The 15,700-nt window shown below is 39.0% G+C and carries 12 protein-coding genes and 1 pseudogene; 12 read left to right on the top strand and 1 reads right to left on the bottom strand.

Going from position 1 to position 15,700, the window contains the following annotated elements:
* Window positions 1-9: 9 nt before the first annotated feature.
* The 4 genes from hslV (at window position 10) to AB3I00_RS11455 (ending at window position 3,736) form a co-directional block, all read left to right on the top strand.
* A complete protein-coding gene (gene hslV, locus AB3I00_RS11470; RefSeq protein ID WP_002290221.1) occupies window positions 10-558 on the top strand; it encodes an HslVU peptidase proteolytic subunit in 549 nt (182 codons plus the stop codon).
* Window positions 559-571: 13 nt separating this feature from the next.
* Window positions 572-1,972, top strand: coding sequence for an ATP-dependent protease ATPase subunit HslU (gene hslU / locus AB3I00_RS11465; RefSeq protein WP_002290222.1), 1,401 nt, complete (start codon window positions 572-574; stop codon window positions 1,970-1,972).
* Window positions 1,973-1,987: 15 nt separating this feature from the next.
* Complete coding sequence (codY, locus tag AB3I00_RS11460; RefSeq protein WP_002290223.1) at window positions 1,988-2,779, top strand: GTP-sensing pleiotropic transcriptional regulator CodY; 792 nt, start codon at window positions 1,988-1,990, stop codon at window positions 2,777-2,779.
* Between the two features lie 81 nt (window positions 2,780-2,860).
* Window positions 2,861-3,736 carry an aldose 1-epimerase family protein gene (locus AB3I00_RS11455; RefSeq protein ID WP_002290227.1) on the top strand — a complete coding sequence of 292 codons (876 nt, stop codon included), beginning with the start codon at window positions 2,861-2,863 and terminating at the stop codon, window positions 3,734-3,736.
* Between the two features lie 144 nt (window positions 3,737-3,880).
* On the opposite strand, the gene plsY is transcribed toward AB3I00_RS11455, so the two are convergent.
* On the bottom strand, window positions 3,881-4,519 hold the full coding sequence (gene plsY, locus AB3I00_RS11450) for a glycerol-3-phosphate 1-O-acyltransferase PlsY (protein ID WP_002290229.1): 639 nt from the start codon (window positions 4,517-4,519) through the stop codon (window positions 3,881-3,883).
* Between the two features lie 126 nt (window positions 4,520-4,645).
* Between plsY and AB3I00_RS11445 the strand changes: the two genes are divergently transcribed.
* From AB3I00_RS11445 to AB3I00_RS11410, 8 genes and pseudogenes are all read left to right on the top strand, one after another.
* Window positions 4,646-5,080: a CoA-binding protein gene (locus tag AB3I00_RS11445; RefSeq protein WP_002315197.1), complete on the top strand. Its 435-nt coding sequence runs from the start codon at window positions 4,646-4,648 to the stop codon at window positions 5,078-5,080.
* A gap of 165 nt (window positions 5,081-5,245) precedes the next feature.
* A complete protein-coding gene (gene parE / locus AB3I00_RS11440) occupies window positions 5,246-7,291 on the top strand; it encodes a DNA topoisomerase IV subunit B (protein WP_002329105.1) in 2,046 nt (681 codons plus the stop codon).
* A gap of 11 nt (window positions 7,292-7,302) precedes the next feature.
* Window positions 7,303-9,753 carry a DNA topoisomerase IV subunit A gene (parC, locus tag AB3I00_RS11435; protein WP_368025250.1) on the top strand — a complete coding sequence of 817 codons (2,451 nt, stop codon included), beginning with the start codon at window positions 7,303-7,305 and terminating at the stop codon, window positions 9,751-9,753.
* 276 nt (window positions 9,754-10,029) lie between these two features.
* The gene (gene pflB, locus AB3I00_RS11430; protein WP_002309546.1) at window positions 10,030-12,261 is read left to right on the top strand and encodes a formate C-acetyltransferase; all 2,232 of its coding nucleotides are present in this window, start codon (window positions 10,030-10,032) and stop codon (window positions 12,259-12,261) included.
* A 243-nt stretch (window positions 12,262-12,504) separates the two neighbouring features.
* Window positions 12,505-13,266 carry a pyruvate formate-lyase-activating protein gene (pflA, locus tag AB3I00_RS11425; RefSeq protein ID WP_002309545.1) on the top strand — a complete coding sequence of 254 codons (762 nt, stop codon included), beginning with the start codon at window positions 12,505-12,507 and terminating at the stop codon, window positions 13,264-13,266.
* Window positions 13,267-13,350: 84 nt separating this feature from the next.
* Entirely contained in the window at window positions 13,351-14,277 is a 927-nt protein-coding gene (locus AB3I00_RS11420; protein WP_002372303.1) for a manganese-dependent inorganic pyrophosphatase, read from the top strand.
* Between the two features lie 181 nt (window positions 14,278-14,458).
* The gene (locus AB3I00_RS11415) at window positions 14,459-15,340 is read left to right on the top strand and encodes a DUF1803 domain-containing protein (RefSeq protein WP_368025249.1); all 882 of its coding nucleotides are present in this window, start codon (window positions 14,459-14,461) and stop codon (window positions 15,338-15,340) included.
* Window positions 15,341-15,411: 71 nt separating this feature from the next.
* Window positions 15,412-15,624 (top strand): annotated as a pseudogene (locus tag AB3I00_RS11410) (GNAT family N-acetyltransferase); the annotation flags it as partial.
* Window positions 15,625-15,700: the final 76 nt, after the last annotated feature.

The raw sequence follows: 15,700 nt of genomic DNA, 5'->3' as shown, positions 1-15,700 counted from the left end.
GAAACAAACATGGTCGAATCACCATTTCATTCAACCACAATCTGTGCTGTCGAAAAAGACGGAAAATTTGCCATGGCTGGAGATGGCCAAGTAACAATGGGTGAATCTGTTGTCATGAAAGGCACAGCAAAGAAAGTACGACGTATCTACAATGGCGAAGTCGTTGTAGGTTTCGCCGGAAGTGTCGCAGATGCATTTACTTTAGAAGAAAAATTTGAAGGCAAACTGAACGAATACAATGGAAATCTGCAACGTGCAGCTGTTGAATTAGCTCAAGAATGGCGGACACAGCAATCTATGCAAAAACTTGAAGCGATGCTGATCGTAATGAATGAGAAAGAAATGCTTCTTGTTTCAGGTACAGGAGAAGTGATTACGCCAGATGATGGCATCTTAGCTATCGGATCAGGCGGGAATTTTGCGTTGGCCGCAGCCCGAGCAATGAAAAATTATGCTCAAAATGACATGAGTGCGAAAGAAATTGCAGAAAATGCGTTAAATATTGCCGCAGACATCTGTATCTTTACTAATCATAATATTATCGTAGAAGAACTGTAAGAGGTGAGTAAATATGTATGAATTGAAACAAACACCAAGACAAATCGTAAGTGAATTAGACGAGTACATCGTAGGACAGCATGCAGCAAAAAAATCTGTTGCCGTCGCTTTGCGTAACCGCTACCGCCGTTTGCAGTTAGATGAAAAAATGCAACAAGATATTACACCCAAAAATATGCTGATGATCGGACCTACAGGGGTCGGTAAAACAGAAATCGCGCGACGTTTGGCCAAAATCGTCAATGCACCATTTGTCAAAGTTGAAGCAACAAAATTTACTGAAGTCGGTTATGTCGGAAGAGATGTAGAATCAATGGTCCGGGATTTAGTAGAAAATGCGATCCAAATCGTAGAAAAAGAGCAATACAGCCGTGTATACACAAGTGCTAAAAAAAATGCTGAAAAACGTTTGGTAAAAATCTTAGTGCCTGGTATAAAAAAAGAACAGAAACAATCCACTAATCAATTTGAACAAATGATGAATCTTTTTAATGCTAGTCAGCAAAACAACGCTGAACCACAAGAAGAAGTGACAGAAGATATTCGGATCAACCGCCGTACAGTTTTGGAACAACTACAAAAGGGATTACTGGACAATCGTGAAGTAACCATTGAAGTCGAAGATCAAAAGAAACCTGCACCAATGATGAACAATGGATTGGAGCAAATGGGGATCGACCTAAATGAAACGTTAGGTGCTCTAACACCAAAGAAAAAAGTGGAACGGACGGTGACAGTCAAAGAAGCTTTAGAGTTATTAATCAAAGAAGAATCAGCAAAACTAGTCAAGGATGCTGATATCCACAGCGAGGCAATCAAATTAGCAGAAGAAAGCGGGATTATCTTTATCGATGAAATCGATAAAATTACTTCTAAATCACAGCAATCTGGAGAAGTATCCAGAGAAGGCGTCCAAAGAGACATATTGCCAATTGTCGAAGGTTCACAAGTAAACACAAAATATGGGATCATCCAAACAGATCACGTCCTATTCATTGCTTCAGGAGCTTTCCATTTGTCTAAACCAAGTGATCTAATTCCAGAACTTCAAGGACGCTTCCCAATACGGGTAGAATTAGATGATTTGACAGCTGAAGATTTTGTGAAAATCCTGACTGAACCGAATAATGCTTTAATAAAACAATATGTAGCATTGATTGGTACAGAAAATGTGTCAGTTACATTTACAAAAGAAGCAATTGAACGGATCGCTCAAATTGCTTTCGATGTCAATCGTGACACAGATAATATCGGTGCACGTAGACTGCATACTATTTTGGAAAAACTATTAGAAGACCTATTATTTGAAGCACCAGATATGCAAATGGGTGAAATAACGATCACAGAAGCATACGTTGATGACAAACTTGGCTCAATTGCGGCAAATGAAGATTTAAGTCGCTATATTTTATAAAATCGGAGGACGACCATGACAGACTTGCTAACGAAAACCCGCAAGATAAACACACTTTTGCAGCAAAAGAATACTTTTGACATGCAAGCAGATTTGCCTTACGATAAAATGGCTGTCACATTAGGTGGTATTCTTGACAGCAACACCTATATCATAGGAAGTGACGGAGTATTACTAGGTTATAATGAACGCCACGATGTGAATAATGAACGAATCAAAACAATGTTTGTTGAGAAACAATTTCCTGAATCTTACACTGATACAGTGGCACAGCTGATGAAAACTGAAGCTAATATCCCGATTACAAGTGATATTACTGCGTTTCCGGTAGAGTCAAGAGAAAAATACCCATTTGGTTTGACGACTGTCGTTCCAATCTTTGGAGCTGGCGAACGTCTGGGGACGATTATTTTATCTCGCATGGAACAATCGTTTGCAGATGACGATCTCGTCTTAGCAGAATATGGAGCTACGGTTGTCGGTATGCAGATCCTTTATCAGAAGTCTCGAAGTATCGAAGCTGATGTACGGAGTGCAACGGCTGTTCAAATGGCAATCAACACATTGTCTTACAGCGAGTTAAAGGCTGTACAAGCCATTTTTGAAGCATTGGATGGAGATGAAGGACGTTTGACTGCTTCTAACATCGCCGATAGCATCGGAATCACTCGTTCTGTGATCGTCAATGCTTTACGAAAATTGGAATCAGCTGGAATCATTGAATCTCGCTCGTTAGGCATGAAGGGAACTTATTTAAAAGTATTGAATTCCCGTTTTAAAGACGAATTGGCAAAACATAGTTATTAGAAACAAGGGGACTGGGGCGGATATAGATGTTTGCTCCAGCCTTCCCATTTTAAAAAGTAAGTCGAAGTTGGAGGAATGGCAATGACTGTTATTATTCAAAATGACCAGCTGATCGCTGAAATCGCTGAACACGGTGCGGAATTGATCAGTTTAAAATCAAAAGAACACGGTTTAGAGTATATCTGGCAAGGTGATCCAGCGTATTGGGGTAGACATGCACCAGTTTTATTCCCTTTTGTTGGACGCTTAAAAGATGACCAGTATGTTTACCAAGGGAAAACATATCAAATGGGACAACATGGATTTGCCCGAGATATGGATTTTGAAGTCATTGAACATGGACAAGAAATGGCTAGTTTCATCTTGCGGAGTACACCGGAGACATTAGAAAAATATCCTTTTGATTTTGAATTAGTGATTAGTTATGAATTAGGAGGAGACGGTATCACGGTCCATTACCAAGTAGCAAATACAGGTGAAGAAGAAATGTTCTTTTCTATCGGTGGACATCCTGCTTTCAATGTACCTCTTGAAGAAGGATTGTCATTCGAAGACTTTTATCTAGCATTTTCTCCATTGAAATCAAGATTACGCCTGCCTTTGAAAGGCCCATTCATTGATATGGATCAAAAGACGTTAGGACAGACAAATACGAATTTGGCTTTGAATCGGGAGCTTTTTGATCAAGATGCATTGGTTTTTGAAACAAGAGGACTAAATGCGTACGCCATTCGGAGTGAAAAATCTTACCATAGCATAACTTTAAGCTATAAAGATATGCCTTATGTAGGAATCTGGTCTCCTTATCCAAAAGAAGCTCCTTTCGTTTGTATCGAACCATGGTGTGGAATTGCTGACACGGTGAATAGCAGTGGAAACTTGATGGAAAAAGTAGGAATCAATCAACTAGGTGCCCATGAAATCTTCAAGACAAAATATTCGATCACAGTGAAGTAAGAGGGTGTAAAAAAGCTATTCTACATCAAGTAATAAGAGGTTGTGGCAGAAGTGGTCAGCTTCTGGAACATCGTTTGTTCGAAAAAAGGGAGTGTGACATGGATTTGTCACACTCCTGTTTTATCTCTTTGGACTGAAAAAGTGTCAGGATTTTTTCTTGCTGCTGTTCAAACCAAATGGGATTCGACTTTCCGTATGGTTTCTGATACGCTTGATATTGTCTTTATGACGATAGAAGATGAAGGAAGAGACTAAAAAGGCAATGATCGTCAGCAACCAATTGGGCTTAGCCAAAATCACAGGAGCTACATAAGGAAGGACGATCGTGGATAAAGTGATCAACGCTGCACTGATCATACTGCTCAAACTCACCATACTTGTACAAAATAGACTAACGATAAAAATGATACAGGAATAAACAAAAAATACAGGATTAAATCCTAAAAGCATTCCTGCACTTGTCGCAACAGCTTTTCCTCCTTTAAACCCAGCAAATATCGGAAATGTATGACCAAGAATTGCACATACCCCAAACCAAAGAGGGTTAGTCCCAGAAAGGTGAAAAATCATCGGCAGACAAGTAGCCAATGTACCCTTTAAAATATCCATAAGAAGGACAACGATCCCGGCGGTTTTGCCTAATACTCGAAATGTATTGGTGGTTCCAGTATTACCGCTCCCATGTTGCCGAATATCTTTTTTGAAAAACAATTTGCCGATCCAGACACCGGAAGGAATAGAACCTAAAAGATATGCTAAAATAAGTAATAAGATCAATTTCATTTTTTACCCTCTCTCAAGTTGAAAACTATCCTTTATTTTAGCATGAATAGGTAACAGGAACAATTGAAAAAATGAAAGATAGAAGTATAATAGATGAAATAAAAAGAAAAGCAAGGGGTGACAGCAATGTCTATAAAAAATCCAACACAAGAAACGATTTTTAACTATTTGAAAGAAGCAAAAAATATTGCCGTCGTAGGCTTGAGCAATAAACCAGAGCGAACAAGTTACATGGTTGCACAGGTATTGCAAGACAATGGATATAAAATCATACCAGTAAATCCATTATTGGCTGGTGAAGAAATTCTAGGAGAGAAAGTCTATGCGAATGTAACAGAAATCGATGATCCAATCGATATCGTAGATGTATTTAGACGGAGCGAATTTTTGCCTGAAATAGCAGCTGATTTTTTGAAAACCGATGCTAAAGTGTTTTGGGCACAACTAGGGATCGAAAACGAAGAAGCAGATGAGATGCTAAGAAAAGCAGGACGCACAGACATCGTAATGGATCGCTGTATCAAGATTGAACTTGGTAAGTTGAAAGAAAACCAAAAATAAAAATGACCACAAAGAAGAGATGATCGATAGAGAGGAATGTCGAAAAAGCGGTTAGGAGATAATTAAAATTGATTTCTCATCTAACCTCTTTTTTTTCACGACCTTTTCTAGTATGATAATCGTGGTGCGGTTTTGCCGCAAAGTATTATTGAAGGAGCGTTTGCCTTGGCAAAAAAAGTAAACAACGAATATAATGACTCGTCCATCCAAGTATTGGAAGGGTTAGAGGCAGTTAGAAAAAGACCAGGGATGTACATTGGATCCACTGACAGCCGAGGCTTGCATCATTTAGTCTATGAAATCGTCGATAATGCAGTTGATGAAGCATTATCAGGATATGGCAGTGAGATTGATGTGACCATCCATGAAGACAATAGTATAACTGTTGCAGATAGCGGACGCGGGATGCCTGTAGGGATGCATGCTTCCGGAATCCCAACAGTTGAAGTGATTTTTACTGTGCTGCATGCTGGCGGAAAGTTTGGCCAAGGAGGGTACAAAACTTCTGGTGGACTTCACGGTGTAGGAGCCAGTGTGGTAAATGCCTTATCGAAATGGCTGACTGTAACAATCGTTAGAGATGGCGTAGAGTATCAGCAGAAATTTAAAAACGGCGGTAAACCTGACGGCACGTTGAAAAAAATAGGAAAAACAAAAAAAGCAAATGGGACGATTGTCCATTTTTTACCAGACGATACAATATTCAGTACAACAAAATTTTCATATGAAATTTTAGCCGAACGGTTAAGAGAATCTGCCTTTCTTCTAAAAGGCGTTAAAATCTCACTTTCTGATCTTCGGGGAGAAGAACCAGTCAAGGAAGTTTTCCATTATGAAGAAGGAATCAAAGAATTTGTTGATTACCTGAATGAAGAAAAAGATACATTGACACCGGTCGTTTATTTTTCAGGAGAAAAAGAAGGTATCGAAGTAGAGGTCGCTTATCAATACAATGACGGGTATTCAGAAAATGTCTTATCTTTTGTCAATAATGTTCGAACAAAAGATGGTGGAACCCATGAAGCTGGAATGAAAGCGGCAATGACGAAATCTTATAACGAATATGCGAGAAAAGTCGGCTTGCTGAAAGAACGGGACAAGAATCTGGAAGGTAGTGATTTCAGAGAAGGATTAGCTGCTGTTCTCTCTATCCGTGTACCTGAAAATCTTCTGCAATTTGAAGGCCAAACAAAAGAAAAACTTGGTACGCCAGTTGCTCGTACCGTAGTAGATAACGTCATCAGTGAACAAATGGGCTTTTATTTGCAGGAAAATAGCGAAATGAGCCAGATGTTGGTCCGTAAAGCAATCAAAGCGAGAGAAGCGAGAGAAGCAGCACGTAAAGCCAGAGAAGAAAGCCGAAATGGGAAGAAACGTAAAAAAGGCGAATCTCTTCTTTCAGGAAAATTGACACCCGCACAATCCCGAAACCCTAAGAAAAATGAATTGTATTTAGTCGAAGGGGATTCTGCCGGTGGATCTGCTAAACAAGGAAGAGACAGAAAGTTCCAAGCAATTCTACCTTTACGAGGAAAAGTCATTAATACCGAAAAAGCTAAAATGCAAGATATCTTGAAAAATGAAGAAATCAATACGATGATCTATACGATTGGTGCAGGAGTCGGCCCTGAATTTTCTATCGAAGACTGTAATTACGACAAAGTAATCATCATGACCGATGCGGATACTGACGGCGCCCATATTCAAGTATTACTGCTTACTTTCTTTTATCGTTATATGAAACCGCTGATTGAAGCTGGGAAAGTATATATCGCGTTACCGCCTTTATATAAAGTATCCAAAGGACAAGGGAAGAAGCAAGTCATTGAATATGCGTGGACAGATGACGAATTGGCAGCAATGATTAAAAAAGTCGGCAAAGGATATATGCTACAGCGATATAAAGGACTTGGAGAGATGAATGCGGAACAATTGTGGGAAACAACGATGGATCCAACTTCCCGTACGTTGATCCGCGTCCGTATCGACGATGCTGCGCAAGCTGAGCGTCGAGTAACCACACTAATGGGTGACAAAGTAGAACCTCGAAGAAAATGGATCGAAAATCACGTACAATTTACGTTGGAAGAAGATGGCAGTATCTTAGATAAAAAAGAGGATGCTGAAATCTCTCCTTCAGTTTCTAATGAATTATTAGATGAAGAACGAGCAGATAAAAACGAAGACAATCAGTTATTTGAAGTAGAATAGGAGGTCACCTGATGGAAAATCGACAAGAAGTACAAGAATTAACTTTAGAAGAAGTGATGGGTGACCGCTTCGGACGTTATTCCAAATATATTATCCAAGAACGTGCACTGCCTGATATCCGTGATGGATTGAAACCAGTGCAACGCCGGATATTATTTGCCATGAACAAAGATGGCAATACGTATGACAAAGGATTCCGTAAATCAGCAAAATCTGTCGGAAATATCATGGGGAATTATCATCCTCATGGTGACAGCAGTATTTATGAAGCGATGGTCCGCATGAGCCAAGATTGGAAGTTGCGGGAAGTACTGATCGAAATGCACGGGAATAACGGGAGTATGGACGGTGATCCACCTGCTGCGATGCGTTATACTGAAGCCAGATTATCCAAGTTAAGTGGAGAGATGCTAGCAGATATCGAAAAAGAAACAGTTGATCTCGTGTGGAATTTTGATGATACAGAAAAAGAACCAACAGTCCTTCCAGCTCGATACCCAAACCTTCTAGTCAATGGATCGACAGGTATATCTGCTGGATATGCGACAGAAATCCCGACGCATAACTTAGCTGAAGTGATCGACGGCACAATCTATATGATCGATCATCCACAAGCGAGCCTTGAAAAATTGATGGAATATATTCCTGGACCTGACTTTCCAACAGGAGGGATCTTGCAAGGAAAAGATGAAATCAAAAAAGCTTATGAAACAGGGCGAGGAAAAGTTATTCTTCGTTCGAAAACAAAGATAGAAGCAATGAAGGGCAACAAACAGCAAATCGTGATCACTGAAATCCCATATGAAGTAAATAAAGCGACATTGGTGAAAAAAATGGATGAGATCCGTTTGAATAAGAAAATCGATGGAATAGCTGAAGTACGAGATGAAAGTGATCGGACTGGTCTGCAAATTGTCGTTGAATTGAAAAAAGACGCCAACGCTCAAGGTATTTTGAATTATTTGTTCAAAAACACTGAGTTACAGATCAATTACAATTTCAATATGGTCGCTATCGATCATATGACTCCGCATCAAGTTGGACTGAAAGACATTTTAAGAAGTTATATCGAGCATCGAAAGCAAGTCATAACAAAACGCAGCCAATTCGATTTAGCCAAAGCTCAAAAAAGACAGCATATCGTGGAAGGCCTGATGAAAGCTTTATCGATTCTGGATGAAGTAATCGCAACGATTCGTGAAAGTAAAGACAAAAAAGACGCCAAAAAGAATTTAGTCGACGTTTTCCAATTTACAGAAGAACAAGCAGAAGCAATCGTCACATTGCAACTATATCGTTTGACGAACACAGATATCACAGAGCTTCAAAAGGAATCTGAAAGCTTGATTGCACAAATCACAGAGTTGAATAAAATCCTTTCAAACGACAAAGAGCTTTTCTCTGTTATGAAAAAAGAATTGCGAGAAGTGAAAAAAAATTACTCTTCCGCTCGTCTGACGACAATCGAAGACGAAATCGAAGAAATCAAAATCGATACGCAAGTTTTAGTGGCGCAAGAAGACGTAATCGTCAGTGTGACACGAGAAGGCTATGTGAAGCGAACAAGCCTTCGTTCTTATAGTGCTTCCAAACCAGAAGAAATCGGGATGCGAGAAGGCGACTACTTGCTGTATTCAGGTGAATTGAGCACATTGGACCATGTTCTTCTGATTACGAATAAAGCAAATGTGATCTACCGTCCTGTTCATGAACTACCCGATTTGAAATGGAAAGATGCTGGTGAACACATTTCTCAAACAATCTCCAATCTGTCTGTAGATGAATCGATCTTAGCTGTTTTCCCATATCAAAAAATCCAAGCAGAGAAAACATTTGTATTCATCAGCAAGAATGGATTGATCAAGCAAACACGAATGACAGAGTTCGAACCATGGCGCACCTACAAGAGTCGTCCGCTCAGCTGTATGAAGCTAAAGGCGGAAGAAGATGAACTTATTGCTGTATATCTGAAAGAAGATCAGCCAGGCTTAGATGTGTTCTTAGTAACGAATCAAGGAATGGGCTTGCGCTATCCTTTAACAGATGTTCCCGTTGTTGGAGCAAAGGCAGCTGGAGTGAAGTCTATGAATTTGAAAGATGGAGATAGGATTGTCAATGGACTGCTTGTGTTAGCAGACGGAGATACGCCGATCGTAATCGTTACTCAGCGAGGAGCTGTGAAACGCATGCTTGCTCAAGAAATCAGCCAAACTTCACGTGCGAAGCGGGGAGTGACGGTCATGCGTGAGCTGAAAAAAAATCCGCACCGCATTATCTATATGTCGGAAGGAAGATCAAAAGAAATAACCTTGATGAATCAAAAAGGACAACAGATAACGATTGATCCAACGGATTTTCCTATAGGTGATCGAACATCGAATGGTTCGTTTGCTATGGACGAGAAAAAAGGTGGAGAAGTCATCGAAGTTATCGATGCTCCTGAGATTTTCATCGAATCATAACTGTTATGGTATTTTAGTGAAGAGGGGCCATCTGTATTAATACAGATGGCCCCTCTTTTTCATTCATTTTTAATAAATCCTTATACGTTTGCAAAAAAAGATGAAAGTGTTCACAATGCTTAAATATTGGTATATCAACGTTACTTGCAATATACATAGATAAAACATAAAAATTGTTAAATAAAAAACAAGAAAACCCTTGCAAAGATAAGGTGCTGTGTTATACTAATCACGTAAAAACTGTTACATAAAACAGAAATTTAGGAGGTCCATACAATGGAGCAATGGAATGGATTTAAAGGTACCAAATGGAAAGAAGGCGTAGACACTAGAGACTTTATTCAAAACAACTACACTGAATATCGCGGTGATGACAGCTTTTTGGAAGGCCCAACAGAAGCAACAGAAAAATTATGGGATGAATTGCAAAAGCTGAATGATATCCAATTCGAACGTAACGGTGTCTATGATATGGATACAGAAATCGTATCAACCATTACTTCCCACGATGCAGGCTATTTGGATAAAGATTTGGAAAAAATCGTCGGTCTACAGACAGACAAACCTTTGAAACAAGCATTCATGCCGTTCGGTGGAATCAATATGGCTAACAATGCGCTGAAAAGCAATGGCTATACACCAAACGATGAATTAACACATATTTTCACTGACTGGCGCAAAACACATAATCAAGGGGTGTTTGATGCCTATACTGCGGAAATGCGTGCAGCTCGTAAAAACAAAATCATTACAGGGCTTCCAGACGCTTACGGTCGCGGACGTATCATCGGCGACTATCGTCGTGTGGCATTGTATGGAATCGACTATTTGATGGAACAAAAGAAAAAAGATCATGATATGACTGGTTATCATACGATGAGTGAAGAAGTGATTCGTTTACGTGAAGAAATCACTGAACAATATCGTGCATTAGCACAAATGAAAGAAATGGCTGCAAAATACGGCTATGATATCTCTAAACCAGCTGCAAATGCAAAAGAAGCTGTCCAATGGTTATACTTCGGTTATTTAGCAGCAATCAAATCACAAAATGGCGCTGCGATGTCAATCGGACGTATCTCAGCATTCCTTGATATCTATATCCAACGTGATTTGGATAATGGAGTAATCACAGAAAAAGAAGCGCAAGAATTGATCGATCACTTAGTAATGAAATTACGTATGGTCAAATTCGCGCGTACACCTGAATACAACCAATTATTCTCAGGTTTCCCTATCTGGGCTACTTTATCCATTGCTGGTATGGGCTTAGATGGTCGTTCATTAGTGACGAAGAATGATTTCCGTCTGCTTCACACATTGACAAATATGGGACCTTCACCAGAACCAAACTTGACTGTTTTGTATTCTGAACACCTTCCAGAAGGATTCAGAACATATGCGAGCCGAATCGCTATTGAAAGTTCTTCGATTCAGTTCGAGAATGACAATCAGCTTCGTGAACAATGGGGTTCTGATGATTGTGCGATTGCTTGCTGTGTATCAGGAACAGTTGTTGGAAAAGACATGCAGTTCTTTGGTGCTCGTGCTAACTTGGCTAAAACACTATTATATGCTATCAATGGTGGGGTCGATGAAGTGACTGGCGCCCAAGTTGGACCAGAATATCGTCCAATCACATCAGAAGTACTAGATTTTGAAGAAGTGAAACATAACTTCATGAATATGATGGATTGGTTAGCAGAACTATATGTCAATACGTTGAACATCATTCATTACATGCATGATAAGTATTCTTATGAAGCAGCTCAGCTTGCCTTGATGGATTCTGACTTGCAACGCACATTTGCTACAGGTATTGCTGGAATCTCTCATGCGGCAGACAGCTTGTCAGCCATCAAATATGCAAAAGTAAAAGCAATCCGTAATGAAAAAGGAATAGCAGTTGATTTTGAAGTAGATGGCGACTTCCCTAAATACGGAAATGATGATGACCGTGCAGATGAATTAGTTTCATGGATCTTGGAATACTTCATGGGACAAATCAAACGTCATAAAACTTACCGCAACTCAAAACCAACAACTTCATTATTGACGATTACTTCAAATGTTGTTTACGGTAAAAATACAGGAAATACTCCTGATGGCCGTGAAGCTGGAAAACCACTTGCGCCAGGAGCAAACCCAAGTTACAATGCAGAACAAAGTGGGTTATTGGCCAGCCTGAACTCAACAGCTAAAATGAATTACGGCTGTGCATTGGATGGAATTTCAAATACCCAAACAATCAATCCTTCTGGTCTTGGAAAAGAACAAGATACAAGAATCGAAAACTTGCGTAATGTCTTAGACGGATACTTCTCAAAAGGGGCTTATCATTTGAATGTCAATGTATTCAGTAATGATCTATTGCGTGATGCAATGGAAAATCCAATGAAATATCCGAACTTGACGATCCGGGTATCTGGTTATGCAGTTAAATTCCGTGACTTGACAAGAGAACAACAACTAGATGTCTTGATGAGAACTTCACACGACAGAATGTAAAAAAGTTTAGGAAACAGCCTTTCGACTCAGTGCCGAAAGATCGTTAGATATCCTTCGCATCATAATCGAATGATCAGTATGCTTATTTGAAAGACACGATTTACAGGGGCAGGACAAGTATGTTCCGTCCCTGTAAATTTTACACATAACGAAGCGGTGATTGCGAAAAATTTTGTTCAGAAAGCTTCGCTTCGACAGCTAACTTGTACTTAAAATGAAATCAAAGAAAAGATGTGAATTTAAATGGAAGAAAAAACAATCGGATATGTTCATTCTATCGAAACTTTCGGTTCAGTAGACGGCCCTGGACTGCGCTTTGTCGTGTTTATGCAAGGATGCCGCATGCGTTGCCAATTCTGTCACAATCCTGATACTTGGAATATTGGCGGAGGGAAAGAGTACTCAGCAGATGAACTTTTAGATAAAGCGGAACGCTTCAGACCTTACTGGGGAGATAAAGGTGGGATTACTGTTAGTGGCGGAGAGCCTCTATTGCAGATCGATTTTTTGATCGAACTATTTAAAAAAGCAAAAGAGCGGGAAATGCATACTACATTGGATACATGCGGAAAACCTTTTACGTATGAAGACCCCTTCTTCTCTCGTTTTCAAGAATTGATGAAGTATACAGACTTACTGTTATTTGATATCAAACACATCGATAATGAAGAGCATAAAAAACTAACGCATTGGGACAATGAAAATATTCTAGAAATGGCTCAATATTTGTCAAAAATCAACAAACCGGTTTGGATTCGCCATGTACTAGTTCCTGAGCGAAGTGATTATGATGAATATTTGATCCGACTAGACAACTTTATCCAAACCTTGTCAAATGTAGACAGAGTAGAGATCCTTCCTTACCATACGATGGGAAAATACAAGTGGGAAACACTTGGTTTGAAATATCCATTAGAAGGAATCGAACCACCTACAAAAGAACGTGTCGAAAATGCTAAACGATTGCTTCATACAGAAGAGTATACAAAATATTTAACGCGATAGAACGCATCGGAAAGAAGTTAAGTATTGCTTCTTTCCGTTTTTTTGCTATTATTAAATAGGAGAAATCACAAAGGAGCGAATGACATGTCAAAAATTTTAGTTTTTGGTCACCAAAATCCAGATACAGATGCAATTGGGGCAGCCATTGCCTTTTCACACTTGCAAAATGAATTAGGTAACGAAACAGAAGCAGTTGCTCTAGGTACACCTAATGAAGAAACACAATACGCATTAGACCACTTTCAATTATCTGCACCACGAGTAGTAGAGTCAGCTAAAGCAGAAAATGCAGATGTCATGCTTGTGGATCATAATGAATTCCAACAAAGTATTTCAGATATCAGCGAAGTAAATATTTTGGCTGTAGTAGACCACCATCGTATTGCAAACTTTGAAACAGCTAATCCATTGTACTATCGTGCAGAACCAGTTGGATGTACAAGTACGATCATTTTAAAACTATATAAAGAAAACCAAGTAACGATCCCTAAAGAAATTGCTGGGATCATGCTTTCAGCTATCATTTCAGATACATTGTTGTTCAAATCGCCAACATGTACGCCTGAAGACGAAGCAGCTGCAAAAGAACTTGCAGCAATCGCTGAAGTAGATCTAACTGCCTATGGTCTTGAAATGTTGAAAGCCGGAACGAATCTAAGTGATAAATCAGCCGCGGTTCTTCTTGATTTGGATGCAAAAAGTTTCCCAATGGGCAGTTCCAATGTGCGTATCGCTCAAGTCAATACAGTGGATCTGAATGAAGTGATGGATCGGCAAGCAGAACTAGAAGCAGCGATGGAAGAAGAAATGAAAGCAAATGGCTACGATTTATTCGTATTAGTTGTCACAAATATCTTAGACAGCGATTCAGAATTACTTGTTGCTGGTAAAGGAAAAGAAAAAGTAGAAGAAGCTTTTCAAACAACTTTGACCAACAACCGAGCTTTGCTTAAAGGTGTCGTTTCACGTAAAAAACAAGTCGTACCTCAGTTGACGGCTGTATTCAGCTAATCAAATGGTAGGATGAAGCATTCAAAATGAATGGGATAAGCGATTGAATAAAAAGAAACACAGAACATACTAAAAGTCTAAGAAATGGAGGAGAATAACAGTCAAATATGACTCTTATTCTTCCTCCTTTTTATGTAAAAGCCTTTTAAGTAAAATAAAATGGATAGAAAAGAGAACATATATGAACTATTATTATTCAAAAAATAAGGAAAACTTTTATCAAAAACTGACCGGTGATCCGCTTTTTTCTTTATTGACCGATTATCTATATGAACATCGGGAAAAAGAAACGATTCTAAGAGAATTGAAAAAAGAATTTCCGCAAAACAAATTTTCTCATTTTCTTGATCTATTGATCGATGCAGGATTAATCAAGAGAGAAGAACGAAGATATCATTTGAACTTTCCAGTATTTGATCCCAACGATTACTTGCAACAAGCCGCTTCGGCTGCTGAAACCATAGCCGACCAATTGAAGAGACTCTCTGTGGCTGAACAAAAATTAGCGATGGGAGAAGTTATTTGGGCGTATTGTTTTGAAGATGAACGAAAAGAAACGCATTTTTATGGAGTAAGAAACAGCCGAGAGACAGAATTGCTGAGAACGACTGCAGGAAATCAGAAGTACCGTTTTATTACACTTTCCTCTAAAGAACGCTTCCCGCTTACGTTGGCTAATTATTTTTTTATACAAAAGAATCAGCTTCCTGTAACGAAGGTATTCAAAGAATTAGCCGAACTTATTGGAGATGTAAATGAAGCGTACTTTTTTGATCAAATAGAAGTTATCGTTGACAGGATACGTAAGAATAAATATAAAAATCGTCGGCCTAGTATTTTCCATCAGTCATTACTTGTGACGAATACCATAAAGGAAGAAGAATCATTTACACTAGCATTGCCTATTGTCGAAAAAAACAATCTTGAGATCGAATTTCCAACATTGGATCCTTCATTGACAATGGAGGAAACGGCCTTTCTTAAACGACAAATCTTTTCTGAGCTGAGCAAGAAATTTATGCCGCATGCATTTTCTTATATCAAAGAATATGGAACAATATAGAGCAGCTTTGGTGAGTAGAATCTAAGAGAGCAGTAAGAAAAAATTATGCTGATTCTTGCAAGAGGAGTCTTTCTCTTCTTTTATGGTTAAAAGAATTATTCGAGTATTTTGCCTATCTACCACATATTGGATTCACTACATGGTCTGGAAACAAAGGAATGCAAAAAATTGGTGAAAAATGTGGAATGACAAAGGAAGGAGTCATAAGAAAAGTTAGATTTTTAAATAATCAATATTATGATTCAGTCAAGTATGGCATTCTAAGGGAAGAACTAGCCGATTAGATTAGGAAGCCCATTTGGTGATCCAGAATTACTCAGAAACGAATGGGAAGTCATTATTAATCATCTACCCAATCTT

Source organism: Enterococcus sp. C76, from assembly GCF_040886985.1.
GTDB classification, from domain to species: domain Bacteria; phylum Bacillota; class Bacilli; order Lactobacillales; family Enterococcaceae; genus Enterococcus_B; species Enterococcus_B lactis.
The sequence above is the reverse complement of the archived record's forward strand: the minus strand, read 5'-3'. Positions and strand labels throughout refer to the sequence as shown.